Genomic DNA, 24679 nt, shown 5'->3' on the forward strand with positions numbered 1-24679 from the left:
ACCACGACCCCCACCCCCCAGGTCATGAACACCCCGGTCCGCGGGCGCCGTTCGCCCCTCGCCTCGGTCGCGCTGCACGTCACCCTGATCACGGCCTCCGTGATCGCCGTCTTCCCGGTGCTGTGGGTCCTGCTGACCTCGCTGAAGCCGGCGAAGTTCGCGACCACCACGGACTTCTTCAAAGAGACGACGTTCGAGAACTACACGAACCTGCTGAACGACACCCCGTTCCTCACCTGGTTCGGCAACTCGCTGCTCGTCGCGGGCCTCACCACCGTCGTCGGCGTCTTCATCTCCGCCACCACGGGCTACGCCGTCAGCCGCTTCCGGTTCCCGGGCAAGCGCGGCCTGATGTGGACCCTGCTCATCACGCAGATGTTCCCGGTCGCCGTCCTGATCGTGCCGATCTACAACATCATGGCGTCGATGGGCCTGCTCAACCAGCCGGCCGGCCTGGTCATCACGTACCTGACCATCGCCGTCCCGTTCTGCGCGTGGATGATGAAGGGCTTCTTCGACACCATCCCGCGCGAGATCGACGAGTCCGGCTACGTCGACGGCCTCACCCCGTTCGGCACGTTCTGGCGGCTCATCCTGCCGCTCGCGAAGCCGGGCATCGCGGTCACCGCCTTCTACTCCTTCATCACCGCCTGGGGCGAGGTCGCCTACGCCTCCGCCTTCATGGTCGGCGACGAGAACCTCACGCTCGCCGGCGGACTCCAGAAGTTCGTCAACCAGTACGGCGCCCAGTGGGGCCCGATGGCCGCGGCCTCCGTGCTCATCGCCGTCCCCGCCGCCCTGGTGTTCCTCTTCGCCCAGCGGCACCTGGTCACCGGCATGTCGGCCGGCGCCGTCAAGGGCTGAACCGAACCCCTCCCCATGTCCTTACGACCCAAGGAAGACATGACCCAGCACCTCGCCACCCCCGCCGCCGCCCCGACCACCGGCACGCACACGGGCTGGTGGAGAGACGCGGTGATCTACCAGGCCTACCCTCGCTCCTTCGCCGACGGAAACGGCGACGGCATGGGTGACCTGGAGGGCGTCCGCAGCCGGCTGCCGTACCTCAAGGAGCTCGGCGTCGACGCCGTCTGGCTCTCCCCGTTCTACGCGTCGCCGCAGGCCGACGCCGGCTACGACGTCGCCGACTACCGGGCCATCGACCCCATGTTCGGCTCGCTCCTCGACGCCGACGCGGTGATCCGCGAGGCCCACGAACTGGGCCTGCGCGTCATCGTCGACCTGGTGCCCAACCACTCCTCCGACCAGCACGAGTGGTTCCAGCGCGCCCTGCGCGAGGGCCCCGGCTCCGTGCTGCGCGAGCGCTACCACTTCCGCCCCGGAAAGGGCGCGAACGGTGAACTCCCGCCCAACGACTGGGAGTCCATCTTCGGCGGCCCCGCCTGGACCCGTACGGAGAACCCGGACGGCACCCCCGGCGAGTGGTACCTGCACCTCTTCGCCCCGGAGCAGCCCGACTTCAACTGGGAGCACCCGGCCGTCCGCGACGAGTTCCGCTCCATCCTGCGCTTCTGGCTCGACATGGGCGTCGACGGCTTCCGCGTCGACGTCGCCCACGGCCTGGTCAAGGCCGCCGGCCTGCCCGACATCGGCGCCCACGACCAGCTGAAGCTGCTCGGCAACGACGTCATGCCCTTCTTCGACCAGGACGGCGTCCACGAGATCTACCGCTCCTGGCGGAAGGTCCTCGCCGAGTACGACGGCGAGCGCGTCCTCGTCGCCGAGGCCTGGACCCCGACCGTCGACCGCACCGCGAACTACGTGCGCCCCGACGAGATGCACCAGGCCTTCAACTTCCAGTACCTGGGCACCCACTGGGACGCCGCCGAGCTCCGCACGGTGATCGACGCCTCCCTCGACGCTATGCGCCCGGTCGGCGCCCCCACCACCTGGGTGCTCTCCAACCACGACGTCACCCGGCACGCCACCCGCTTCGCCAACCCGGCGGGCCTCGGCACCCAGCTCCGCGAGGCCGGCGACCGCGAGCTCGGCCTGCGCCGCGCCCGCGCCGCGACCCTGCTCATGCTGGCCCTGCCCGGCTCCGCGTACGTCTACCAGGGCGAGGAGCTCGGCCTGCCGGACGTCACCGACCTGCCCGACGAGGTCCGCCAGGACCCGTCGTTCTGGCGGGCCAGCGGCCAGGACGGCTTCCGCGACGGCTGCCGCGTGCCGATCCCGTGGACCGTCGAGGGCTCCTCGTACGGCTTCGGCGACGGCGGCTCCTGGCTGCCGCAGCCCGCGACCTGGGGCGCCCTGAGCGTCGAGGCGCAGGCCGGCGACCCCGGCTCCACCCTGGAGCTGTACCGCAGCGCGCTCGCCGTGCGCCGCGAGCGCCCCGAACTCGGTGCGGGCGAGGCCGTCGAGTGGCTGGAGGCACCCGAGGGTGTGCTCTCCTTCCGCCGCGACGGCTTCGTCTGCACCGCCAACACCACCGGCCGGGCCATCACCGTCCCGCTGCCCGGCCGGTATCTCCTGTCCAACGAGGAGATCAAGATCGTCGACGACGAGGCCGAAGTGCCCGCCGACACCACCGTCTGGTGGGCGGTGTGACGATCCCCCTGCCGCGGGGCGCCGGGAACGGCGCCCCGCGGCTCGCGGACATCGCGGCCCAGTCCGGGGTCAGCGAGGCCACCGTCAGCCGTGTCCTCAACGGCAAGGCGGGGGTGGCCGGAGCGACCCGGCACAAGGTGCTCGCGGCGCTCGACGTGCTCGGCTACGAGCGTCCCGTACGGCTCAAACGCCGCAGCGCGGGCCTCGTCGGGCTCGTCGTGCCCGAGCTGACCAACCCGATCTTCCCCGCCTTCGCGCAGGTCGTCGAGCAGGTCCTCGCCGGGCACGGCTACACCCCGGTGCTCTGCACCCAGATGCCCGGCGGCGCCACCGAGGACGAGCTCGTCGAGCAGCTCGTGGAGCGCGGGGTGGCCGGCATCGTCTTCCTCTCCGGGCTGCACGCGGACGCCACCGCCGACCCCGCCCGCTACGCCCGGCTCGCCGCCCGGGGCGTCCCGTACGTCCTGATCAACGGCTACAACGAGCACATCGACGCCAACTTCGTCTCCCCGGACGACCGGGCCGCGGCCCGGATGGCCGTCCGGCACCTGGTCGAGCTGGGCCACGAGCGGATCGGCCTCGCCATCGGCCCCACCCGGTACGTGCCCTCGCGCCGCAAGGCCGAGGGCTTCACCGCCGAGCTGTACGAGCTCCTCGGCGTCGAACGGACCGAGGCCGAACGGTTCATCAGGCCCACGCTCTTCGGCGTCGAGGGCGGGCACGCGGCCGCCGACATCCTGCTCCGCGAGGGGTGCACGGGCATCGTCTGCGGCTCCGACCTGATGGCGCTCGGCGTGATCCGCGCGGTCCGCGCCCGCGGCCTCGACGTGCCCGGCGACGTCTCCGTCGTCGGCTTCGACGACTCGCCGCTCATCGCCTTCACCAGCCCGCCGCTCTCCACCGTGCGCCAGCCCGTGCAGGCCATGGCGACGGCGGCCGTCGGCGCGCTCCTGGAGGAGATCGAGGGGAACCCGGTGCAGCGCACGGAGTTCGTCTTCCAGCCCGAGCTGGTGGTGCGCGGTTCCACGGCGCAGCCGCCCGGCCGGCTTCCGCAAGTCCTTTCGTAACAAGTTGCGTCGGGGTGTCCGGAGGGTTGACCGGGCGCCGGGGCACTCGTACGGTCACGGCTGAAAACAGTTGCTGAACCTTTCGGCAACTTCTTGCGACAGTGAAGTCAGCAGGAGGAAGCATGGCCAGAAAGACCGTGGCAGCTGCACTCGCCCTCGTGGCGGGAGCCGCTGTGGCCGTCACGGGCAACGCCCCGGCGCAGGCCGCCCCGCCCGGCGAGAAGGACGTCACCGCGGTGATGTTCGAATGGAACTTCGCCTCGGTCGCCCGGGAGTGCACCGACCGCCTCGGCCCCGCCGGATACGGATACGTCCAGGTCTCCCCGCCCCAGGAGCACCTCCAGGGCGGCCAGTGGTGGACCTCCTACCAGCCGGTCAGCTACAAGATCGCCGGACGTCTCGGCGACCGCACCGCCTTCAAGAACATGATCGACACCTGCCACGCGGCGGGCGTCAAGGTCGTCGCCGACTCCGTCATCAACCACATGGCGAACGGGTCGGGCACGGGAACGGGCGGGACCCCGTTCTCCAAGTACGACTACCCCGGCCTCTACTCGGGCGCCGACATGGACGACTGCCGGGCCGCCATCTCCAACTACCAGGACCGGGCGAACGTCCAGAACTGCGAACTGGTCCAGCTCCCCGACCTCGACACCGGCGAGGACTACGTCCGCGGGAAGATAGCCGGGTACCTCAACGACCTGGCCTCCCTCGGCGTCGACGGCTTCCGGATCGACGCCGCCAAGCACATGCCGGCCGCCGACCTCGCGAACATCAAGTCCCGGCTGACGAACCCGGGCGTCTTCTGGAAGCAGGAGGCCATCCACGGCGCCGGCGAGGCCGTCTCCCCGAGCGAGTACCTCGGCAACGGCGACGTCCAGGAGTTCCGCTACGCCCGCGACCTCAAGCGCGTCCTGCAGAACGAGAAGCTCGCCTACCTCAAGAACTTCGGCGAGGCCTGGGGCTACATGCCCTCCGGCCAGTCCGGCGTCTTCGTCGACAACCACGACACCGAGCGCGGTGGCGACACCCTCAACTACAAGGACGGCGCGAACTACACCCTCGCCTCCGTCTTCATGCTCGCCTGGCCCTACGGCTCCCCGGACGTCCACTCCGGCTACGAGTGGACCGACAAGGACGCGGGCCCGCCCAACGGCGGCCAGGTGAACGCCTGTTACACCGATGGCTGGAAGTGCCAGCACGCCTGGCGCGAGATCTCCTCCATGGTGGCCTTCCGCAACACCGCCCGCGGCCAGGCCGTCACGAACTGGTGGGACAACGGCGGCAACGCGATCGCGTTCGGCCGCGGCTCCAAGGCCTACGTGGCCATCAACCACGAGTCCTCGGCCCTGACCCGCACCTTCCAGACCTCCCTGCCCGCCGGCGGCTACTGCGACGTGCAGAGCAACACCGCCGTCACGGTGAACTCCTCCGGTCAGTTCACGGCCACCCTCGCCGCGAACACCGCGCTCGCCCTCCACACCGGGGCCATGAACTGCGGCACCCAGCCGGTCACCGCCGGCGCCTCCTTCCAGGTGAACGCCACCACGGTCACCGGCCAGAACATCTACGTCACCGGCAACCGCGCCGAGCTCGGCAACTGGGCCCCCGCCTCCGCCCTCAAGCTCGACCCGGCCTCGTACCCCGTCTGGAAGCTGACGGTGTCCCTGCCCGCCGGAACGGCCTTCGAGTACAAGTACCTCCGCAAGGACGCCGCCGGGAACGTCACCTGGGAGTCCGGCGCCAACCGCACCGCGACCGTCCCCGCCTCGGGCCAGGTCGTCCTGAACGACACCTTCCGCAACTGAGCCTCCCCCCACGCAAGGGCCGCCCCGCCGGGGCGGCCCTCTCTTCCCGTACCTCCAGGGAGCACCCCCCGTGATACGCAAGAGAACGGCGGTCGCGCTGGCCGCCGCCCTGTGCGCCGCCCTCGTGCCCGCCGTCCCCGCGACGGCCGCACCCCGGCCGCCCGCGCCGCCCTCCGACAAGGCGCTCGCCGCGCAGCCCGCCCGCCAGGACCTCACCCGCGAGCAGTTCTACTTCGTCCTCCCGGACCGCTTCGCCAACGGCGACACCTCCAACGACCGCGGCGGCCTCACCGGCAGCCGTACGGAGACCGGCTTCGACCCGTCCGACAAGGGCTTCTACCAGGGCGGCGACCTCAAGGGCCTCACCCGGCGCCTCGACTACATCAAGGGCCTCGGCACCACCGCCATCTGGATGGCGCCGATCTTCAAGAACCGGCCCGTCCAGGGCACCGGCAAGGACGCCTCCGCCGGCTACCACGGCTACTGGATCACCGACTTCACCCAGGTCGACCCGCACTTCGGGACCAACGAGGACCTGGAGAAGCTGATCGCCGCCGCCCACGCCAAGGGCATGAAGGTCTTCTTCGACGTCATCACCAACCACACCGCCGACACCGTCGACTACGCCGAGAAGAAGTACGGCTACCGCCCCAAGGGCGCCTACCCGTACCTCGACGCCTCCGGCCGCCCCTTCGACGACCGGGCCGCGATCGGGAAGGTGGACGCGGACTCCTTCCCGTACACGCCGACGACGACCGGCGGCAAGGTCCCGTCCTGGCTGAACGACCCGACGATGTACCACAACCGGGGCGACTCCACCTGGGCCGGCGAGTCCGCCGAGTACGGCGACTTCGTCGGCCTCGACGACCTGTGGACCGAGCGCCCCGAGGTCGTCGAGGGCATGAAGAAGATCTACGAGAAGTGGGTCCGCGACTTCGACATCGACGGGTTCCGCATCGACACCGTCAAGCACGTCGACCTGGACTTCTGGACGCAGTGGGCCACCGCCCTCGACGCGTACGCGAAGAAGCGGGGCCGCGAGGACTTCTTCATGTTCGGCGAGGTCTACTCCGCCGACACCGCCGTCACCTCCCCCTACGTCACCCGGGGCCGGCTCGACGCCACCCTCGACTTCCCCTTCCAGGACGCGGCCCGCGCCTTCGCCTCCCAGGGCGCCGGAGCCGACCGCCTCGCCAAGGTCTTCGCCGAGGACTACCGGTACACCACCGACAAGGCCAACGCCTACGAGCAGGTGACCTTCCTCGGCAACCACGACATGGGCCGCATCGGCACCTTCCTCCGGCAGGACAACCCGAACGCCTCCGACGAGGAACTCGTCCGCCGCGACCGCCTCGCCAACGAGCTGATGTTCCTCTCCCGGGGCAACCCGGTGATCTACTACGGCGACGAGCAGGGCTTCACCGGCCCCGGCGGCGACAAGGACGCCCGCCAGACCCTCTTCGCCTCGAAGACCGCCGACTACCTCGACGACGACCAGCTCGGCACCGACCGCACCCACGCCACCGACGCGTACGACACCACCCACCCGCTGTACCGCTCGATCGCCGCCCTGTCGAAGCTCACACGGGAGCACCCGGCACTCCGCGACGGCGTCCAGCGGGAACGGTACGCCGAGGGCTCCGTCTACGCCTTCACCCGCACCGACCCGAAGCAGCGCACCGAGTACCTGGTCGCCGTCAACGGCGCCACCACGCCGCAGACCGTCACCGTCCCCGTCGACTCCGCCGACTTCCGTGCCCTGTACGGGGGTCAGGGCGCCGTCGCGGCGCAGGACGGCAAGGTCACCGTCACCGTCCCGGCCCTCTCCTCCCTGGTCCTGAAGGCCGGCACCCCGCTCCCCGCCCCGGCGACGAAGCCCGCCGTGTCGCTGAAGGCCCCGGCCGCCGGCTCCACCGGCACCGTCGAGCTCTCCGCCGACGTCACCGGCGGCGGCCTCAACCGCGTCGTCTTCGCCGCCCAGGCCGGCGACGGCCCCTGGCAGACCCTCGGCACCGCCGACCACGCCCCCTACAAGGTCACCCAGCACGTCACCGCCCCCGCCGGCACCGCCCTGCGCTACAAGGCCGTCGTCGTCGACGCCGCGGGCCGCACCGCGAGCGCCCTCGCCGCCACCACGGCCGGCGCACCCCCGGCACCCGAGAAGCCCGTCGCCGTCGAGCGGACCTACGCCGTCGTCCACTACCAGCGCGAGGACGGGAACTACGACGGCTGGAAGCTGAAGTCCGCCGGCCAGGAAGCCGCCTTCACCGGACGCGACGCCCACGGCGCCTTCGCCTGGGTCAAGGTCCCCGAAGGCGCCTCCACCCTCCCGTACACCGTCGAGAAGGACGGCACGGCCGACGGCCCGCAGCGCAGCATCAACCTCGGCCGGACCGGCGAGGTCTGGATCACGCAGGGCTCCGACGGCCAGTCCGACGCCGACCCGGCCCCCGCCACCCCCGACAAGACCAAGGCCGTCATCCACTACCAGCGGGCCGACGGGAACTACGACGGCTGGGGCCTCCACACCTGGACCGGCGCCGCCCAGCCCACCGACTGGTCCCGGCCCCTCATGCCGGTCCGCGTCGACGCGTACGGCGCCGTCTACGAGGTCCCGCTCACCGAGGGCGCGAGCTCCCTCTCGTACATCCTCCACAAGGGCGACGAGAAGGACCTGCCCACCGACCAGTCCCTCGACCTCGGCACCTACGGCCACGAGGTCTGGCTCCTCTCCGGACAGCCGAAGTACCTCCTCCCGACCGTCGGCGGCGCCCCGAACCTCGACCTCGGCAAGGCCGAGGCCCAGTGGATCGACCGGAACACCGTCGTCTGGAAGGTGAAGACCACCGACGCCACCAGCCAGCAGCTGGTGTACGCGAAGGACGGCGGGATCACCGTCACCGACGGCTCCCTGAACACCGAGGGCCGGTGGCTCCGCCTCACCCCCTCCGCGCTCACCGACGCACAGAAGGCGAAGTACCCCCACCTCAAGGACTACCCGGCCTTCACCGTCGACCCGCGCGACACCGACCGGGCACGGGACTCCCTGCGCGGCCAGCTCATCGCCACCCAGCGCGCCGCCAACGGCGCCCTGCTCGCCGCCACCGGCGTCCAGACCGCCGGAGTCCTCGACGACCTGTACGCCCCGAAGGCCACCCGGGCCGACCTCGGACCGACCTTCCGCGACGGCCGCACCACCCTCTCCGTCTGGGCCCCCACCGCCCAGTCCGTCGCCCTCGAACTCGACGGGAAGACCGTGCCCATGCGGCGCGACGACACGAGCGGCGTCTGGTCGGTCACCGGCCCCCGGACCTGGACCGGCAAGCCCTACCGGTACGTCGTGAAGGTCTGGGCCCCCAGCGTCGGGAAGATCGTCGAGAACCGGGTCACCGACCCCTACTCCACCGCCCTCACCACCGACTCCGCCCGCAGCCTCGCCGTCGACCTCCGCGACCCGAAGCTCGCCCCCGCCGGCTGGAAGAACCTCAGGAAGCCCGCCGCGGTGCCCCTGCGGGACGCCCAGATCCAGGAACTCCACATCCGGGACTTCTCCGTCGCCGACCCCACGGCGAAGGACGGCCACCGGGGCACCTACCTCGCCTTCACCGACAAGGACAGCAAGGGCTCGCAGCACCTGAAGGCGCTCGCCGCCTCCGGCACCTCCTACGTCCACCTGCTCCCGGCCTTCGACATCGGCACCGTCCCGGAGAAGAAGTCCGCGCAGACCACCCCCGCCTGCGACCTGAAGGTCTACGCCCCCGACTCCGAGGAGCAGCAGGCCTGCGTCACCGCCGCCGCGGCGAAGGACGCCTACAACTGGGGCTACGACCCCCTCCACTACACCGTCCCCGAGGGCTCCTACGCCACCGACCCCGAAGGCACCCGCCGCACGGTCGAGTTCCGGCAGATGGTCCAGGCCCTCAACGGCGACGGACTGCGCACCGTCATGGACGTCGTCTACAACCACACCGTCGCCGCCGGCCAGTCCGAGAAGTCCGTCCTCGACCGGATCGTGCCCGGCTACTACCAGCGCCTCCAGGCCGACGGCTCCGTCGCCACCTCCACCTGCTGCGCCAACACCGCGCCCGAGAACGCCATGATGGGCAAGCTCGTCGTCGACTCGGTCGTCACCTGGGCCAAGGAGTACAAGGTCGACGGCTTCCGCTTCGACCTCATGGGCCACCACCCCAAGGCCAACATCCTCGCCGTGCGGAAGGCCCTGGACGGGCTGACCGTCGCGAAGGACGGCGTCGACGGCAAGGCGATCGTCCTCTACGGAGAGGGCTGGAACTTCGGCGAGATCGCCGACGACGCCCGCTTCGTCCAGGCCACCCAGAAGAACATGGCCGGCACCGGGATCGCGACCTTCTCCGACCGGGCCCGCGACGCCGTGCGCGGCGGCGGCCCCTTCGACGAGGACCCCGGCGTCCAGGGCTTCGCCTCCGGCCTCTACACCGACCCCAACACCTCCTCCGCCAACGGCACCCCCGAACAGCAGAAGGCCCGCCTCCTGCACTACCAGGACCTCATCAAGGTCGGCCTCAGCGGCAACCTCGCCTCGTACTCCTTCACCGACACCTCGGGGCGCACGGTCAAGGGCTCCGAGGTCGACTACAACGGCGCCCCCGCCGGGTACGCCGCCGCCCCCGGCGACGCGCTCGCCTACGCCGACGCCCACGACAACGAGTCCCTGTACGACGCGCTCGCCTTCAAGCTCCCGGCGGACACGTCCCCGGCCGACCGGGCCCGCATGCAGGTCCTCGCCATGGCGACGGCCACCCTCTCGCAGGGCCCGGCGCTCTCCCAGGCGGGCTCGGACCTGCTGCGCTCCAAGTCCCTCGACCGCAACTCCTTCGACAGCGGCGACTGGTTCAACGCGATCCACTGGGACTGCGGCGACGGCAACGGCTTCGGCCGCGGCCTCCCGCCGGCCGCCGACAACAAGGCCAAGTGGTCCCACGGCAGGCCGCTGCTCGTGAACCCGGCCCTGACCGTCGGCTGCGCGGAGATCGACGGCGCCTCCGCCGCCTACCGGGACCTGCAGAGGATCCGCACCACCGAGCCGGTGTTCTCCCTGGCCACGGCGGACCGGGTCCAGGAGAACCTGTCCTTCCCGCTCTCCGGCCGCGACGAGACCCCCGGTGTGATCACCATGCGCCTCGGCGACCTGGTGGTCGTCCTCAACGCGACCCCGGCCGGCACCTCGCAGAAGGTCGCCGACCTCGCCGGGAAGGGCTACGCCCTCCACCCGGTCCAGGCGGCGGGAGACGACACCGTCGTGAAGTCCGCGTCCTACGACGCGGCCTCGGGCACCTTCACGGTCCCGGCCCGGACGGTCGCCGTCTTCAAGGCCGGGTGAGCGGCCGCTCCATCAGGGTGACCCCGTACCGGGTCCCGTCGGCGGCGAGCTTCCCCGGCTCCTCGCCGACGACCCGGTAGCCCGCGGCTTCGTAGTACGTACGGAGCCGCGGGTTGCTCGACACGCAGTCGAGCCGTGCGACCGCCCGCCCACGGGCCGCGATCCGTCCCTCGGCGTGCGCGAGCAGCGCCCGCCCCGTACCGGCGGGCGCGGCCTCCCGGTCGGCCATCAGCCGGTGGACGTACCCGGCGACCGGCGGCTGCGGCCCCCAGGCCTGCTCGTCCTCCCACCACAGCTCGTACGCGCCGACCGCCCGCCCCTCGTGGGACGCGAGCCACACCTCGCCCCCGGCGATCCGCTCCCGGAAGTGCTCGGCGCTCTTCCCGCCCGGCTTCCACTGGTCGATCCCGCTGCGCACCATCCAGCGCGCGGCCCCGTCGAACAACTCCACCAGAAGGTCGAGATCGCGTTCGTCCGCCTGCCGGAAGGTCACTTGTGTCGTCATGGCGATCACCGTAAGGGTGTGGCCAGACATCCGTTTCCCCAGGAGTGACCCCCATGCCGCAGATCACCGTCGACTACTCCGCGCCGCTCGACCGGCGCGGCTTCGCGCGAGCCCTGCACCCGCTCGTCGTGGAGACGGTCGACACGACGCTCGACGCGTGCAAGACCCGGTTCCGCGAGGTCGAGGAGCTGGTCGTCGGCGACGGAGCCGCCGACGACGTCGTCGTGCACGTCGAGATCGCCCTGCTGTCCGGCCGTACCGACGAGGTCAAGGCCCGGCTCGCGGACGCCGTCCTCGACCTGCTGCCCGCCCACCTCAAGGCCACCGAGGGCGTCAGGCTCTCCGTCGAGATCCGCGACCTCGAGGCGTCCTACCGCAAGCGCTGATCGGGCAGGACCGGCGACGCCTGCGGGACGAGCGCGGCGAGGCGGGCCACCAGGTCCCCGAAGGGGCCGTCGGCCGGCTCGTCGGCGAGGATGCCGACCAGGATCCCGGCCATGTCCGCGTCGTACGCGGCGCTCACCGCGGCCAGCGCCGCGAAGTCGTGCACGAGCTGGAGCTCCAGCTCCGCGCGCGGGACCCGGCGGCCGTCCAGCCACAGCAGCGCCGTCGACTCGGCGAGCGACACCCAGGAACGGACGACCAGTTCGAGCCGGGCGGAGGGCGTCTCGACCCGCAGGTGGGCCAGGATCTGCTCGTACGCGGCCTGCCGGACCTCGTCGATCATCGCGTTCGTCGTGGACGAGCCCACCGCGGGACCGCCGCGCATCAGCGCCGCGAAGCCGGGCCCGTGCTCGTCCACGAAGTCGAAGAACCGGCCCATCACCCGCAGCAGGCGCGCCCCGAGCGGCCCCCGTGCCGGCTCCACGAACCGGGCCGCCAGCTCGTCCGCCGCACGCCGCAGCGCCGCCTCGTAGAGGCTCTGCTTGCCGGGGAAGTAGTGGTAGACCAGCGGCCGCGAGATGCCCGCGGCCGCGGCGATCTCGTCGATGGACACCTCATCGGGAGAGCGGTGGCTGAAGAGTTCGAGGGCCACCCCGATCAGCTGCTGCTTGCGCTCCTCGACGCCCATCCTGCGGCGTACACCGGTCGTCATACGAACAGCCTAACCGCGTCCGTTACGCTCCTGCCCCATGAGCGCTTCCGACCAGGACACCCCGACGGCCGAGGCTCCGGAGGCCGAAGAGCCCCGGGAGGCCGAAGAGGCCCAGGAAACCCCCGACTCCCCTGAACCCGAAGGCGAAGAGGAGTCCGCGGAGTCCGAGACGCCCGTCGGCGGGCTCACCCCGAAGCAGGCGCGGCGACTTCGCGTCGCCGCCGCGTCCGTGCTCCTGGTCGCCCTGGCCGTGGTGCTCGTCATCCGGCTCGCGAGCCGCACGTCCGTCCTGGTCGTCGGCGTGTACGGACTCGCCATGATCCTCTGCGGGATCGTGATCGAACTCTCCCGCAACGGCCGCACACGGCTCGGCACCTGGCTCCTGGTCGGAGGCCTCCTCACCGCCCTGGCCCTCGACTGGCTGGTCCTGCCCTAGGGGGTGTCCGGCCTGATCGGCAAGACACCCCCTAGCCCTACAGGTCGAGGACGAGCCGCTTCCCGGAACAGCGCGAGACGCAGATCAGCATCGAGTCGGCCCGCTCGTCGTCGGTGAGCAGCTCGTCGCGGTGGTCGACCTCGCCCTCCAGGACCCGCTGTCGGCAGGTCCCGCAGAAGCCCTGCCGGCAGGAGTACGTGATCCCCGGCAGCTCCTCGCGGACCGCCGACAGGAGCGACTGGTCGGCCGCCACCGTCAAGGTGCGTCCGGAGCGGCGCAGTTCGACCTCGAAGGCGGTGCCGCCGACCGTCGCGGCAGCCGTGAAGCGCTCCAGACGCGGCGCCCGGCCCTCCGGCATCGCCGCGCCCACCGCGTCCATCAGGCCGTCGGGCCCGCAGCAGTACACGGCCGTGTCGGCGGGCAGCCGGCCGAGGAACTCCAGCTCGGGGAAGCCGGATTCGTCCTCGGCGACGACGGTCACCCGGTCGTCACCCCCGAGCCGCGTGATCTCCTCCAGATACGGCATGGTGGCCCGGCTCCGCCCGCAGTACACGAGCCGCCAGTCCGCCCCGGCCGCCTCGGCGGCGCGCAGCATCGGCAGGACCGGCGTGATGCCGATGCCGCCGGCGACGAAGACGTACGCGGGGGAGTCGACCAGCGGGAAGCGGTTGCGGGGCCCGCGGATCTCGATCTCCACGCCCTCGTGGAGCTGCTCGTGCACCTCGCGCGAGCCGCCCCGGCCGTCCTCGATCAGCCGGGTGGCGACGGTGTACGCGTCCCCGTCGTCCGGATCCCCGCAGAGCGAGTACTGCCGGACGAGCCCGGAGGGCAGGACGAGGTCGACATGGGCGCCCGGCTGCCAGGCGGGCAGTCCGGCACCCTCCAGGCGGAGTTCGACGACGCCCTCGGCGGGCGTGGCGCGCCCGGCGACCAGGACCTTGCGGGGGACGGTGCTGCCCCGCCCGTACCCGGAGACGGGCGTGTCGAGGGCCGGCATGGGCCAGAGCGGTGCCGTGGACATGCGGCTGCGGACGGCGCGGCGCACGAGCAGCGCGGCTCCGGCGACGAGGGCGACGGTGGTGAACCGGGGCATCAGCGGCCTCCGTTGGCGCCGGGGGAGGAGGCGAGGTAGGCCATGGCCTGCGCGGTGTCGCCCTCCTGGGAGGGGTGGTAGGCGCGGCTGAGGTAGCGGGGTATGGAGCGCAGCATGGCCGGGGTGGAGGGCAGGACGCCCTGCCGGCCCTTGCGGACGAAGTCCGCGAAGGAGGCCTTCGGGTCGAGCAGGCTGGGGTCGTTCTCCATGAAGAAGCGGATGCCCCGCTGCCAGAGGAAGACGAGCGCGGAGAAGGCGAGCGCCCAGGTGCGGGCGCGGCGCCGGTAGCCGCCGTCGAGGTGCATGAAGAGCTCGAAGGCGACCGCGCGGTGCTCGACCTCCTCCGCCCCGTGCCAGCGCAGCAGGTCCAGCATGGTCGGGTCGGCGCCGACCCGGTCGAGCGCGTCGGCGTTGAGGACCCAGTCGCCGAGGAAGGCGGTGTAGTGCTCGATGGCGGCGATCAGCGCGACCCGCTCCATGAGCCACCAGCGGCGCGGCCGGCCCGGCGGCAGGGTCCGGTCCCCGAGGAGCTTCTCGAAGAACCAGTCGACCTGCGCGGTGTACGGCGTGGGGTCGAGCCCCAGCTTCCGCAGGTGGGGGAGGACGTCGTCGTGGGCCTGGGAGTGGATGGCCTCCTGCCCGATGAAGCCGATGACGTCCTCGCGCAGCCGGTCGTCGGTGATGTACGGCAGCGCCTGCTTGTACACATGGACGAACCAGCGCTCGCCGGCCGGCAGCAGCAGATGCAGCACGTTGATGGTGTGCGTGGTGAAGGGGTCGCCCGGTACCCAGTGGAGCGGCGTCTCTTCCCAGTCGAAGGAGACCTTGCGGGCCTTGAGCTCGACGTGCTCCGACGCCACCGGTGCAGGCTGCGTATTAGACATGACGTCAATGTACTGAGGGGTAAGGCGGTGGCAACAGGCCCGTGCGGCCTCTTTTTCCCGGATCAGCGGAGGGCGTTCATCCGCGTCCCGTCCCGCAAGGTGCCCGCCAGGTCGGCGCGGGCGCCCGCCTTCGCCCGCAGCGTCAGGAGCGGGCCGTCCGAGCGGCCCTTCACGCCGCCCGAGGTCTCCAGGGACGTGAAGTCCGGGCTGCCCGCCGCCAGGACGAACCAGTCGCCGCCCGGCGCCTGCCACAGGACGCCCGCCAGGACCCGGGGGTTCCGCACCCCGCAGGCCGCCGAGCCCTCGGAGCGGGCCGCGAGCGCGGCCGGGACCTCGGGCGACGGGACCAGGAACTGGGCGAGGACCCTGCTGCCCGTGCCTCGCCAGGTCTCCGCGCGCGTGCACACCCAGGTGGCCTGCCCGGCGCCGCCCGGCAGCGGCTGCCGGGCGAACCGCCAGGCGTTCACCGACCGCACCCCGTGCGCCCACACCGCCGTCAGCCGGCAGGCCGTCCGCGCCCACGCCTCCCGCGCCTCGGGCCGCGTCGCGTCCTCGGGCGCGGCGGGCGGCCCCCACAGGAGCCGCGCGGGTGCCAACTCGCCGAGATCGGTGAGGAGCCGCACCCCTTCGCGGTCCCGGACCTGGAGCGTGTTCCAGCGGGCGCAGCCGCCGGACTGCGCGGGGCTCGGCACCGGATCGGTCACCCCGTCCCCGTCCCGTACGAGCCGCCGCGGCTCCTTCGCGGGCGCGAGGAGGTCCCGTACGGCCGTCTCCCGCACCCAGGGGGCCGTCAGGTAGCGGACGTTGCCCGCCGCGCGGGACACGACGAGCGCCGCCGCACCGACCGTGTCCGCCGCGTCCGTCCGCGCGAAGTCCAGCGCGGCGCCCGCCGTCCCCTCGACGGGCTCCGCGTACCGCACGGCCCGCAGCCCGTCGTGGAAGAGCACCACCCGCATCGCGTCGACCCGGCCGGCGAACAGCAGCTGCGGCGGGCCCATCGGCGGCCCGACGGGCGTCCCCGGCGTCGCGGAGGACCGTACGGAGCCGCCGGGCCGGGCCCACACGGCGAGCGCCCGCCGCAGCAGCGCGCTGTCCCCGGTCAGGCCGCCGCGCGCGGGCCACACCGAGAAGTCCTGCCGCGTCGCCCCCGGCCAGACCGCGGGATCCACGCGCTTGAGCGCGCCGGGCTCCAGGGCCGCCTCGGCGGCGGGGTTACGGGCGTACGAGGGCGCGGCAGCACCGTTTCTGCCCCAGCCGTCCCCGGGGAGCCCGAGGAGCGTCCCGCACACCACGAGCGCCACGACGGCGACGAACGCGGCCCGGGCGTGCTGCCGCCGCCGCATCAGATCGGTCGGCCGCGCCTGCAGGGCACACGGGTCGAACTCGTCCGACTCCAGCAGAGCGGCACCACTGAGCCGCCGCGGGGGCGTGGAGCCCGCCGTGGAGCCCGCAGTGGAGCCTCCTGCGGAGCCCGCCGTGGAGCCCCCTGCGGAGTCCGCCGTGGAGCCCTCCGCGGCCCCCGGGGTGCGAGCGGGGCCTCCGGGGCCGCCCGGGCCCGTGGCGCTCCCGGGGCCGCCCGGCCCAACTCCCGGCCCAACTCCCGGCCCGCCGCCGCGGCGGCCGCCGGTCCTGGCGGGGCCGCCCTGTTCGCCGACCCGGTCGGAGCGGCCGGCCCGGGCGCCGGGGCCGGGGGTGCCGTCGGGTGCGTCCGGGGCTCCGCCCGGGGCTCCGTCCGGCTCCCCGGCCCTCCCCGGTCCGGCCTGCCCGGCGGGGTCGTCCGTCGCGTCCAGCGCGTCCGCCTCCGCCAGCGCCGCCGCCGGGTCCTCGACGCCCGCCGCCGCCAGCACCCGGAGGACCTCCGGGTCGCCCTGGCGCTCCAGGCCGCGGAGCACGTACGCCGCGCGGCCGGGACCGGAGAGCCGGGACAGCCGCTGGTCCAGGGCGAGTTCGTCGGCGCCGCCCACCCGGGGGAAGAGCCGCAGCCCCCACACGTGCGGCAGCAGCGGCGGGAACTGCGCCCGGCGCGGCAGCGCGAGGCGCCGGAGCGGCAGCCCGGCGATCAGCGCCTGCCGCAGCACCTCGCCGCGCACGTACGCGTAGCCCGGATCCACCGCGTCCTCGGCCCGACGGGGCCCGGGGACCCCCGGGCCCGGCACCCGGCGGCGCGGCAGCGACCGCTGGACGAGGGCGTGGGCGGTCAGCACCCGGCGGTTGCGGCCGAGCGCCGGCGGCAGGACGAGATAGGCGATGCGGACGAGCCGCGGATACCGCTCGACGAGCGCGGCCTCGGCCTGCTCGACGTCGACCGGGCCCACGGGCGAGGGAACGAGATCCTGGGTGCTCACGTTCAGCAGAACGAGCGATTCTTCCGATGGTCACCCCGGCCCCGTCGGGGGCGTCAGGCCGCCGAGACCGTCAGCCGCTCGCGGATCAGCTCCGTCACCTCGTCCGGGACGCCGAGCCCCTCCCGTACGTACTTCTCCATCGACCCGTGCCGGACCGCCACCTCGTCGAGCGCCGCGTCCAGGTACTCCGGCAGGACCCCGATCAGTTCGAGCGCGAGGTCGGGGTCGCCGCCCTGGGCCGTGAACCCCTCGATCATCGGTGCGAACGCCACCCGCACCGCCGGGTTGACCGCCAGGTACTCGGCCCGCACCGTCTCCTCGTCCGCGCCGAGCAGCGACAGGACGACCGTCGCCGCCCAGCCCGTACGGTCCTTGCCCGCCGAGCAGTGGAAGAGCAGCGGCCCGGCGCCCGGCGTGCCGAGCTCGCCGAGCAGGGCGCGGTAGGAGGCGCGGGCGGAGTCGCCGGAGACGAAGGTCCGGTAGGTCCGGGCGAAGGCCGCCCGCACCCGGCCCCCGCCGAGGTGCTCCTCGGCGAGCGCCGGGTCGGTGAGCAGGGCCTTCAGGCGCGCGGCGGGCGGCAGTCCGCTGCCGGCCAGGTAGTCGGCGAGGACGTCCGCGACGAGCAGCCGGGCGCCGGGCGGCAGCCGGTCCGGCCGGTCGCCGCGCTCGGTCTCCGTCCGGAAGTCGACGACCGTACGGATGCCCAGGCCGGCGACGGCGGGCTCGGCCGGGTCGAGCCGGTCGAGCTGCGCGGAGCGGAGGACGAGACCGGACCGGACCGACCGCCCGTCACCGAGCGGCAGTCCGCCGAGATCGCGGAGGTTGGCGACGGAGGCGGCGGGGATGGCGGACATGGCGTCGACTCCTCCGGTTTCGTGCGTGTTCCTGTCGACCGTAGTGGATCGTCCCGGTCCGGGCAGGTCCGCGTACTCCCGGACGCCCCCGGCGGGAACTCCCCGCCGCGCCCCCGCCGCCTCACCCCTTCGCCAGCGCCGCCAGCACCTCCGCCTCCCGCTCCGGGGTGAGTCCGGCGCCCTGCCGGTCCGGGCGCTGGGGTGCGGTGCCGCCGAGGGACTCCAGCCACGCCCAGGTGTCCGCGACCGTCTCCTCCACCGGACGGCAGCGCAGCCCGGCCGCGACCGCCCGGGAGACGTCGGCGGTGTGCATCGCGTCGTACATCTCGCCCGGCGGCAGCCACACCGGCAGCTCCGTCCAGGGCGCCGCCCCGGCCGCGAGGAGCGCCTCCGGCTCCTCCCAGCGCAGTGCGGCACCGGCCCCGGTCGTGCTCACGCAGGCGTCGAGCAGCTCGCCCATGGTGGTGTGCCCCGGCGGCGAGACGAGGTTGTACGGCCCCGAGAGCCCGGCCGCCACCGCGTCCAGCGTCCACACGGCGAGGTCGCGGACGTCGATGTACTGGACCGGCATCGTGTGCGGCCCGGGGGCCAGGACGGAGCCGCCGCGCGCGATGCGCCCCAGCCACCAGGGGAGCCGGCCCACGTTCTCGTACGGGCCGATGATCAGGCCCGCGCGGACGAGCAGCGTCCGGTCGGCGCCGAACGCGTCGGTGACGGCGAGCTCGCCGCCCCGCTTGGCCTCCGCGTAGGGCACCTCCCCGTCGTCCGGGGAGCCCTCCACCAGCGGGCCGTCCTCCGCGAGCCCGGCCGCGGGCGGCCAGGCGTACACGGAGCGGCTCGACACGTAGGCGAACCGCCCGACCCGGTCCGCGAGCAGCCGGGCCGCGTCCCGCACCGCCGAGGGAGCGGCCGACCAGGTGTCCACGACGGCGTCCCAGGAACCGGTGGCGAGGGCGGCGAGACCGTCGGGGGCGGTGCGGTCCCCGATCAGCGACGTGACCCCCGCCGGAGCGGCATGGCGGCCCCGGTGGAAGACCGTCACCTCCCAGCCCCGTTCGAGCGCGGCCTCGACGATCGCGCGGCCGACGAACTCCGTACCTCCGAGCATCAGCAGTTTCATGATCCAGAGCCTGCCCGGCGGGGGCGGCCCGGGCCAGGGGATTCCGCTCCCGGAGGATTCCGCCAGGGGAGGAACGGCCCCGGGGAGGCGCGGGAGGAAGGGATACCGGAGGGGGTCTGTCCGGCCATCTGGCCGGGATGACACCATGAGCGCGATGACGCATGCCCGGTCGCCCCTGCGCGCCCTGCGAGCCGCACTCTTCGCGGTCGTGTGCGTCACTTTGGCCGCCGTGGGGCATTCGTCCATGTCTGTGCACCAGCTTCCCGCGACGACGCTGTCCGGCGCCTTCGCCGCGACGACGGCCGTCGCCTGGGCCGCGGCCGGACGACGCCGGGGCGCGCCCACGATCGCGGGGGCCCTGCTGGTCCTCCAGGGCGCACTCCACCTGCTCTTCTCGACGGCGGGTCACGCGGCGACGCGTCCCCCGCGGGGGACGGGCCACACCATGGCGGGCACGCACACGATGCCCGGCATGCCCGGGACGGCGGACACCCTGCCGGCCATGGACGCCATGCCCGCGATGGACGGCATGGGCGCGATGGACGGCATGGACGCCATGCCCGCGATGGATGCCATGGACGGCATGGACGCCATGGTCATGGCCACCGCCGACCCCATGGGCTCCGGCGCCGGCATGCTCGCCGTCCACGTCCTCGCCGCGCTCCTCTGCGGCCTCTGGCTGGCCCACGGCGAGGCCGCGTTCTTCACCCTCGCCCGCGCCGCCCTCGCGTACGCCTTCACCCCGCTGCGCCTGCTCCGCGCCCTCGGCCCCGTCCCCGAGACCCCGCGCCGCCCGGTCCGCCGGGCGCGGCGGAACGCCCGCCGCCCGCACACCGTCGTCCTCGCGCACACCCTCTCCCGGCGCGGCCCGCCCCGGCTGTCCGTACCCCGCGCCACGGCCCTCGGAGCACACGTCTGACCCGGGGGTCGCTTCCCCCTGTCGACACACCGACTCCAAGGACAGCCCAGCATGACCATCGACGACCTCGCGCGCCCGGAAACCCCCGAAGCGCCACCGTCACCGACCCCCGCCCGGCCCGGCACGTGGAGCGCCCTGCGCCCCCTCGTCCTGCGCCTCCACTTCTACGCGGGCGTCCTCGTCGCCCCGTTCCTCCTCGTGGCCGCCGTCAGCGGCCTGCTCTACGCGCTCTCCTTCCAGGCGGAGAAGATCGTCTACGCGCACGAGCTGGAGGTCCCCGTCGGCGACACGACCCTGCCGCTCTCCCAGCAGACGGACATCGCCCGCAAGGCCAACCCGGACGGCACCGTCACCGCCGTCTGGCCCGGCGCCGAACCCGGCGCGACCACCCGGGTCCTGATGGCCGACCCCGACGTCCCCGAGGGCACCTCGCTCGCCGTCTTCGTCGACCCGTACACCGGTGACGTCCGCGGACAGCTGCCCAGTTTCGGCAGCTCCGGCGCCCTCCCGCTGCGCACCTGGATCGACGGTCTCCACGCCGATCTGCACCTCGGCGAGCTCGGGCGCAACTACAGCGAACTCGCCGCCAGCTGGCTGTGGGTGATCGCCCTCGGCGGCGTGCTGCTCTGGGTCGGCCGGCGCCGGAAGAACCGACGCGCCCTCGTCCTGCCCGAGCGGGGCCCGAAGTCCCGCCGCCGCACCCTCTCCTGGCACGGCTCGGTCGGCCTGTGGGCGGCGCTCGGCCTGGTCCTGCTCTCCGCGACCGGCCTGACCTGGTCGCGGTACGCGGGCGAGAACATCGGCACCGTCCAGGACGGTCTCGGCGGCGCGACCCCCACCCTGTCGGCGGGCGCGGCCCCCGGGTCAGAGCACGAGGGCCACGGCGGAGGCCACCACGGTTCCACCACCGCGCAGGGCCCGGACATGGGCCTCGACAAGGCGGTCGCCGCGGCCCGCGCGGCGGGCATCGACAGCCCGCGGATCTCGGTCGTGCTCCCCGCCGAGGGCAAGGGGTACGTGGTCAAGGAGACCGACACGCAGTTCCCGGTCCAGCTGGACTCGGTGGCGCTGAACCCGGCCGACGGCACGGTCCTCGACCGGCTCGCCTTCGCCGACTACCCGCTGCTCGCGAAGCTCACCCGGACAGGCATCGACGCGCACACCGGCGTCTTCCTGGGCCTGTTCAACCAGCTGGCGCTCGCGGCCCTCGCGCTCGCCCTGATCCTGCTGATCCTCTGGGGCTACCGCATGTGGTGGCTGCGCCGGCCGGGCCGCCCGGTGGCCCGCGGGACCTGGCGGAGGATCCCGGTGACGCTGCTGCTGCCGCTCGCGGCGGCGACGGCGCTCGTCGGCTGGTTCGTCCCGCTGCTGGGCCTCAGCCTGCTGCTGTTCCTCGCCGTCGACCTCACCCTCGCCCTGGCGGCGAAGGTGAGGTCGAGGTCCGGCCGAACGGTCTGATCAGGGGGTGTACTTGTAGCCGACCCGCCGCACGGTCTGGATCGTGTGGCGGTGCTCGGCGCCCAGCTTGCGGCGCAGCCGGGCCACGTGGACGTCGACCGTCCGGCCGTCGCCCACGTGCCCGTACCCCCACACCGTGGTGACCAACTGGTCGCGCGTGTGCACCCGGTGAGGGTGTGCCACCAGGTGGGCGAGCAGCTCGAACTCGAGGTACGTCAGGTCCAGCGCCTGCCCGTCGACGAGCGCGATCCGCTGGACGCCGTCGATGGTCACCGGCCCCTGCTCCTCCGCCGCGACGGGCGCCGCCGGGGCGGGGACGGGGGCCGCGGGCAGGTGCGGCTGCTGGTCGGCCGGGACGAGGACGAGGTACCCGACCATCGGCGGGCGCCCCGGCAGCGTCGGCAGCGCGTGCTGCGGCGCGGGCAGCAGGGTGGCGCCGGGCGGCAGGAAGTCCGCCACCTGGGAGAAGTCGACGACCTCGTTCGGATCGACGGCACGCAGTCGGTGCCGGCCGGGACGGACGGCCGTGAGGGAAGCGGTCTGGGTGTGGGCCATGGCAGGTCAGCTCTTTCGCGCGGGAACGGACGGAGAGGTCTCGTACGTCGTGCGCGTGCGGCCGAAGGCCGGGATCGGACCGTACCGATCGGGGCGTTAGAGGGCCGACGCGTTCCTCACGCGTCGACAGCACCGGTCGAAGTCGTGGTGCTGACGGGAAGGCCAGAACGGCTCGAGGTCGTGGCGACCCTTCGCGGTGTCGTTCTGCATGATGGCCATATCCCTATTGAACCAGAAGGGAATGCCCCCGACGACCCTCCGGGGCCCAGAACCCGTGTCGTTCATCCCACATGACGAGAGGGGCGCCCACCGTGTGAAACGGTGGGCGCCCCTCAGGCGTTGGTGCGGGAAGCGGTGCGGATCAGACCTGGCCTGCCTTCTCCAGGGCCTCGCAGCAGGTGTCCACGATGAGACGGGTCACCACGTACGGGTCCACGTTCGCGTTCGGGCGACGGTCCTCGATGTAGCCCTTCTGGTCCTGCTCGACCTGCCACGGGATGCGGACCGAGGCGCCGCGGTCCGAGACGCCGTAGGAGTACTCGTCCCACGGGGCGGTCTCGTGCAGACCCGTCAGGCGCTCGTCGATGCCGGCGCCGTAGTTCTTGACGTGGTCGAGCGGCTTCGAGCCCTCGCCCAGCGACTCGCACGCGGTGATGATCGCGTCGTAGCCCTCGCGCATCGCCTTGGTGGAGAAGTTGGTGTGCGCGCCCGCGCCGTTCCAGTCGCCCTTCACCGGCTTCGGGTCCAGCGTCGCGGAGACGTTGAAGTCCTCGGCCGTGCGGTACAGCAGCCAGCGGGCGATCCACAGCTGGTCCGAGACCTCGAGCGGCGCCAGCGGGCCGACCTGGAACTCCCACTGGCCCGGCATGACCTCGGCGTTGATGCCGGAGATGCCGAGACCGGCCTTGAGGCAGTTCTCCAGGTGCGCCTCGACGACCGGGCGGCCGAAGATCTCGTCCGCACCGACACCGCAGTAGTAGCCACCCTGAGCGGCCGGGAAGCCGTTGACCGGGAATCCGAGCGGACGGGTGCCCTCGAAGAAGGTGTACTCCTGCTCGATGCCGAAGATCGACTCCTGGGCGGCGTACTTCGTGGCGACCTCGGCCAGCGCGGCACGCGTGTTGGACTCGTGCGGCGTCATGTCCGTGTTGAGGACCTCGCACAGCACCAGGACGTCGTTGCCGCCGCGGATCGGGTCCGGGCAGACGAAGACCGGCTTGAGGACGCGGTCCGAGGCGTGGCCCTTGGCCTGGTTCGTGCTGGAGCCGTCGAAGCCCCAGATCGGCAGCGCGTCGAGGGCGAGGCCCTCACCGGCGATGATCTTCGTCTTGGAGCGAAGCTTCGCGGTCGGCTCGGTGCCGTCGATCCAGATGTACTCAGCCTTGAAGGTCACGGGTCTCATCCTTTGGCGTGCTGCTGCGGGGTTCCGCTGCGGCTCGCGGCACTGCGAGAAGCTGCGGTCTCTGCGCTGACTGCGCGGTTTGTGTTCGACCGCAGCTTCGCAACACGGGATTTCCCGTCGGTTGCCCGTTTGTGAACCCCGTGTTACTCAGCCTTCCTGATTTTCACGCGGGTCGGATCGGCCGGGGTCCCCCGTCCGCCCCTCCGCGACCCGGGCGTCGTATACGGGGTTCAGGTGTCCGGCGCTCGTCGTGGATCACCCGCGTCGGTCGCTGTCGGTGCCGCCCGGCAGACTGGGGGCATGGCGAAGCACCCGGGCGTGAAGCCCCGTATCGGACTCCTCGGCACCGGCCCCTGGGCCGGCCGCACGCACGCGCCCGCCCTCGCGGGCCATCCGGGCGTCGAGTTCAGCGGGGTGTGGGGCAGACGCCCCGAGGCGGCCGCCGCGCTCGCCGCCGCGTCCGGCACCCGCGCGTACGAGGACGTGGACGCCCTCTTCGCCGCCAGCGACGCCGTCGCCCTGGCCCTCCCGCCGGACGTCCAGGCCCCCCTCGCGGTCCGGGCGGCGGCCGCGGGCTGCCACGTCCTGCTCGACAAGCCCGTCGCCACGACCGTGGAGCTCGCCCGCGAGGTGACCGAGGCCGTCGAGGCGGCCGGGGTCGCCTCGGTGGTGTTCTGCACCCTGCGGTTCGCCGAGCCGACGGCCCGCTGGATCGACGAGCGCGCGGCTGCCGGCGGCTGGTTCCTGGGCGAGGCCCACTGGCTGGGCTCGCTCTACGGCCCCGGCTCCACCAGCGCGTACGCGGCCTCGCCCTGGCGGCGGGAGAAGGGCGGCCTGTGGGACGTCGGCCCGCACGTCCTCTCCGTCTACCTGCCGGTCCTCGGCGACGTCACCGGCATCACCGCCGTGCCGGGCCCGGACGACACCCATCACCTGGTGCTGCGCCACGCGTCGGGGGCGAGCAGCACGGCCACGCTCACCCTGAGCGCGCCCCCGGAGGCGGCGGAGGCGGCCCTCACCCTGTACGGCACCGGGGGCCGGGCCGAGATGCCCCGCTGGGACGGCGCGGTGGGCGCCTTCGCCGCCGCGGTGGACGCCCTGGTCACCGCGGCCCGCACCGGCGAACCGCACGCCTGCGACGCCCGCTTCGGCCTCCGCATCACGGAGATCCTGACGGAGGCGGAGCGCCGCGCGGCCCGCGTCTGAC

General features: G+C 73.1%; 19 protein-coding genes. 10 read left to right on the forward strand and 9 right to left on the reverse strand.

From position 1 onward, the window contains the following. Positions 1–24: 24 nt before the first annotated feature. From IE237_RS13475 to pulA, 5 genes are all read left to right on the forward strand, one after another. Positions 25–864, forward strand: a complete 840-nt coding sequence (locus IE237_RS13475) for a sugar ABC transporter permease (protein ID WP_189802568.1) — start codon at positions 25–27, stop codon at positions 862–864. Positions 865–903: 39 nt separating this feature from the next. After that, the gene (locus IE237_RS13480; RefSeq protein WP_189802137.1) at positions 904–2571 is read left to right on the forward strand and encodes a glycoside hydrolase family 13 protein; all 1668 of its coding nucleotides are present in this window, start codon (positions 904–906) and stop codon (positions 2569–2571) included. After that, complete coding sequence (locus IE237_RS13485; RefSeq protein WP_189802138.1) at positions 2559–3638, forward strand: LacI family DNA-binding transcriptional regulator; 1080 nt, start codon at positions 2559–2561, stop codon at positions 3636–3638. Before IE237_RS13480 ends, IE237_RS13485 begins: the two co-directional genes overlap by 13 nt. Positions 3639–3760: 122 nt before the next feature. Further along, complete coding sequence (locus IE237_RS13490; RefSeq protein ID WP_189802139.1) at positions 3761–5446, forward strand: carbohydrate-binding module family 20 domain-containing protein; 1686 nt, start codon at positions 3761–3763, stop codon at positions 5444–5446. Positions 5447–5516: 70 nt separating this feature from the next. Further along, on the forward strand, positions 5517–10805 hold the full coding sequence (pulA, locus tag IE237_RS13495) for a pullulanase-type alpha-1,6-glucosidase (RefSeq protein ID WP_189802140.1): 5289 nt from the start codon (positions 5517–5519) through the stop codon (positions 10803–10805). On the opposite strand, the gene IE237_RS13500 is transcribed toward pulA, so the two are convergent. Further along, the gene (locus IE237_RS13500) at positions 10792–11310 is read right to left on the reverse strand and encodes a GNAT family N-acetyltransferase (protein WP_189802141.1); all 519 of its coding nucleotides are present in this window, start codon (positions 11308–11310) and stop codon (positions 10792–10794) included. The genes pulA and IE237_RS13500 overlap by 14 nt on opposite strands. Positions 11311–11363: 53 nt before the next feature. Between IE237_RS13500 and IE237_RS13505 the strand changes: the two genes are divergently transcribed. Beyond that, the gene (locus IE237_RS13505) at positions 11364–11696 is read left to right on the forward strand and encodes a 5-carboxymethyl-2-hydroxymuconate Delta-isomerase (protein WP_189802142.1); all 333 of its coding nucleotides are present in this window, start codon (positions 11364–11366) and stop codon (positions 11694–11696) included. Here the strand turns inward: IE237_RS13505 and IE237_RS13510 are convergent. Next, positions 11681–12406: a TetR/AcrR family transcriptional regulator gene (locus IE237_RS13510; RefSeq protein WP_189802143.1), complete on the reverse strand. Its 726-nt coding sequence runs from the start codon at positions 12404–12406 to the stop codon at positions 11681–11683. The two genes, IE237_RS13505 and IE237_RS13510, sit on opposite strands and share 16 nt — an antisense overlap. A gap of 37 nt (positions 12407–12443) precedes the next feature. Between IE237_RS13510 and IE237_RS13515 the strand changes: the two genes are divergently transcribed. Further along, entirely contained in the window at positions 12444–12842 is a 399-nt protein-coding gene (locus tag IE237_RS13515; protein WP_189802144.1) for a hypothetical protein, read from the forward strand. Positions 12843–12879: 37 nt separating this feature from the next. On the opposite strand, the gene IE237_RS13520 is transcribed toward IE237_RS13515, so the two are convergent. The 5 genes from IE237_RS13520 to IE237_RS13540 form a co-directional block, all read right to left on the reverse strand. Beyond that, positions 12880–13935, reverse strand: coding sequence for a PDR/VanB family oxidoreductase (locus IE237_RS13520; RefSeq protein WP_189802145.1), 1056 nt, complete (start codon positions 13933–13935; stop codon positions 12880–12882). Then, complete coding sequence (locus tag IE237_RS13525; protein WP_189802146.1) at positions 13935–14819, reverse strand: metal-dependent hydrolase; 885 nt, start codon at positions 14817–14819, stop codon at positions 13935–13937. Before IE237_RS13525 ends, IE237_RS13520 begins: the two co-directional genes overlap by 1 nt. Positions 14820–14881: 62 nt before the next feature. Further along, positions 14882–17164 carry a hypothetical protein gene (locus IE237_RS13530; RefSeq protein ID WP_189802147.1) on the reverse strand — a complete coding sequence of 761 codons (2283 nt, stop codon included), beginning with the start codon at positions 17162–17164 and terminating at the stop codon, positions 14882–14884. 53 nt (positions 17165–17217) lie between these two features. Continuing rightward, positions 17218–18018: a tyrosine-protein phosphatase gene (locus IE237_RS13535; protein ID WP_189802148.1), complete on the reverse strand. Its 801-nt coding sequence runs from the start codon at positions 18016–18018 to the stop codon at positions 17218–17220. Positions 18019–18139: 121 nt separating this feature from the next. Beyond that, on the reverse strand, positions 18140–19138 hold the full coding sequence (locus IE237_RS13540) for an NAD-dependent epimerase/dehydratase family protein (protein WP_189802149.1): 999 nt from the start codon (positions 19136–19138) through the stop codon (positions 18140–18142). Between the two features lie 244 nt (positions 19139–19382). Here IE237_RS13540 and IE237_RS13545 point away from each other — a divergent pair, with 244 nt between their 5' ends. After that, on the forward strand, positions 19383–20057 hold the full coding sequence (locus tag IE237_RS13545) for a hypothetical protein (protein ID WP_229842651.1): 675 nt from the start codon (positions 19383–19385) through the stop codon (positions 20055–20057). A 51-nt stretch (positions 20058–20108) separates the two neighbouring features. Continuing rightward, the gene (locus IE237_RS13550; RefSeq protein ID WP_189802151.1) at positions 20109–21515 is read left to right on the forward strand and encodes a PepSY-associated TM helix domain-containing protein; all 1407 of its coding nucleotides are present in this window, start codon (positions 20109–20111) and stop codon (positions 21513–21515) included. Here IE237_RS13550 and IE237_RS13555 read toward each other — a convergent pair whose 3' ends face one another. Both IE237_RS13555 and glnII read right to left on the reverse strand, forming a co-directional pair. Next, positions 21516–22070, reverse strand: a complete 555-nt coding sequence (locus IE237_RS13555; protein ID WP_189802152.1) for a winged helix-turn-helix domain-containing protein — start codon at positions 22068–22070, stop codon at positions 21516–21518. Positions 22071–22431: 361 nt separating this feature from the next. Next, positions 22432–23463 (reverse strand): glutamine synthetase, encoded by a 1032-nt coding sequence (gene glnII / locus IE237_RS13560; protein WP_189802153.1) that lies wholly within the window; start codon positions 23461–23463, stop codon positions 22432–22434. 309 nt (positions 23464–23772) lie between these two features. On the opposite strand from glnII, the gene IE237_RS13565 reads away from it, so the two are divergent. Beyond that, positions 23773–24678, forward strand: coding sequence for a Gfo/Idh/MocA family protein (locus IE237_RS13565; RefSeq protein ID WP_189802154.1), 906 nt, complete (start codon positions 23773–23775; stop codon positions 24676–24678). Position 24679: the final 1 nt, after the last annotated feature.

Origin of the sequence: Streptomyces tanashiensis (assembly GCF_014648895.1) — a bacterium.
GTDB classification, from domain to species: domain Bacteria; phylum Actinomycetota; class Actinomycetes; order Streptomycetales; family Streptomycetaceae; genus Streptomyces; species Streptomyces tanashiensis.

Excerpts from the sequence above, each read along its gene's own strand:
- IE237_RS13555 (WP_189802152.1), bottom strand. The coding sequence starts at position 22,070 with ATGGCCCACACCCAGACCGCTTCCCTCACGGCCGTCCGTCCCGGCCGG.
- IE237_RS13520 (WP_189802145.1), bottom strand. The coding sequence starts at position 13,935 with ATGCCCCGGTTCACCACCGTCGCCCTCGTCGCCGGAGCCGCGCTGCTC.
- IE237_RS13480 (WP_189802137.1), top strand. The coding sequence starts at position 904 with ATGACCCAGCACCTCGCCACCCCCGCCGCCGCCCCGACCACCGGCACG.
- IE237_RS13510 (WP_189802143.1), bottom strand. The coding sequence starts at position 12,406 with ATGACGACCGGTGTACGCCGCAGGATGGGCGTCGAGGAGCGCAAGCAG.
- IE237_RS13535 (WP_189802148.1), bottom strand. The coding sequence starts at position 18,018 with ATGTCCGCCATCCCCGCCGCCTCCGTCGCCAACCTCCGCGATCTCGGC.
- IE237_RS13525 (WP_189802146.1), bottom strand. The coding sequence starts at position 14,819 with ATGTCTAATACGCAGCCTGCACCGGTGGCGTCGGAGCACGTCGAGCTC.
- IE237_RS13540 (WP_189802149.1), bottom strand. The coding sequence starts at position 19,138 with ATGAAACTGCTGATGCTCGGAGGTACGGAGTTCGTCGGCCGCGCGATC.
- IE237_RS13515 (WP_189802144.1), top strand. The coding sequence starts at position 12,444 with ATGAGCGCTTCCGACCAGGACACCCCGACGGCCGAGGCTCCGGAGGCC.
- IE237_RS13565 (WP_189802154.1), top strand. The coding sequence starts at position 23,773 with ATGGCGAAGCACCCGGGCGTGAAGCCCCGTATCGGACTCCTCGGCACC.
- IE237_RS13545 (WP_229842651.1), top strand. The coding sequence starts at position 19,383 with ATGTCTGTGCACCAGCTTCCCGCGACGACGCTGTCCGGCGCCTTCGCC.
- IE237_RS13490 (WP_189802139.1), top strand. The coding sequence starts at position 3,761 with ATGGCCAGAAAGACCGTGGCAGCTGCACTCGCCCTCGTGGCGGGAGCC.
- IE237_RS13505 (WP_189802142.1), top strand. The coding sequence starts at position 11,364 with ATGCCGCAGATCACCGTCGACTACTCCGCGCCGCTCGACCGGCGCGGC.
- IE237_RS13550 (WP_189802151.1), top strand. The coding sequence starts at position 20,109 with ATGACCATCGACGACCTCGCGCGCCCGGAAACCCCCGAAGCGCCACCG.
- IE237_RS13500 (WP_189802141.1), bottom strand. The coding sequence starts at position 11,310 with ATGACGACACAAGTGACCTTCCGGCAGGCGGACGAACGCGATCTCGAC.
- IE237_RS13475 (WP_189802568.1), top strand. The coding sequence starts at position 25 with ATGAACACCCCGGTCCGCGGGCGCCGTTCGCCCCTCGCCTCGGTCGCG.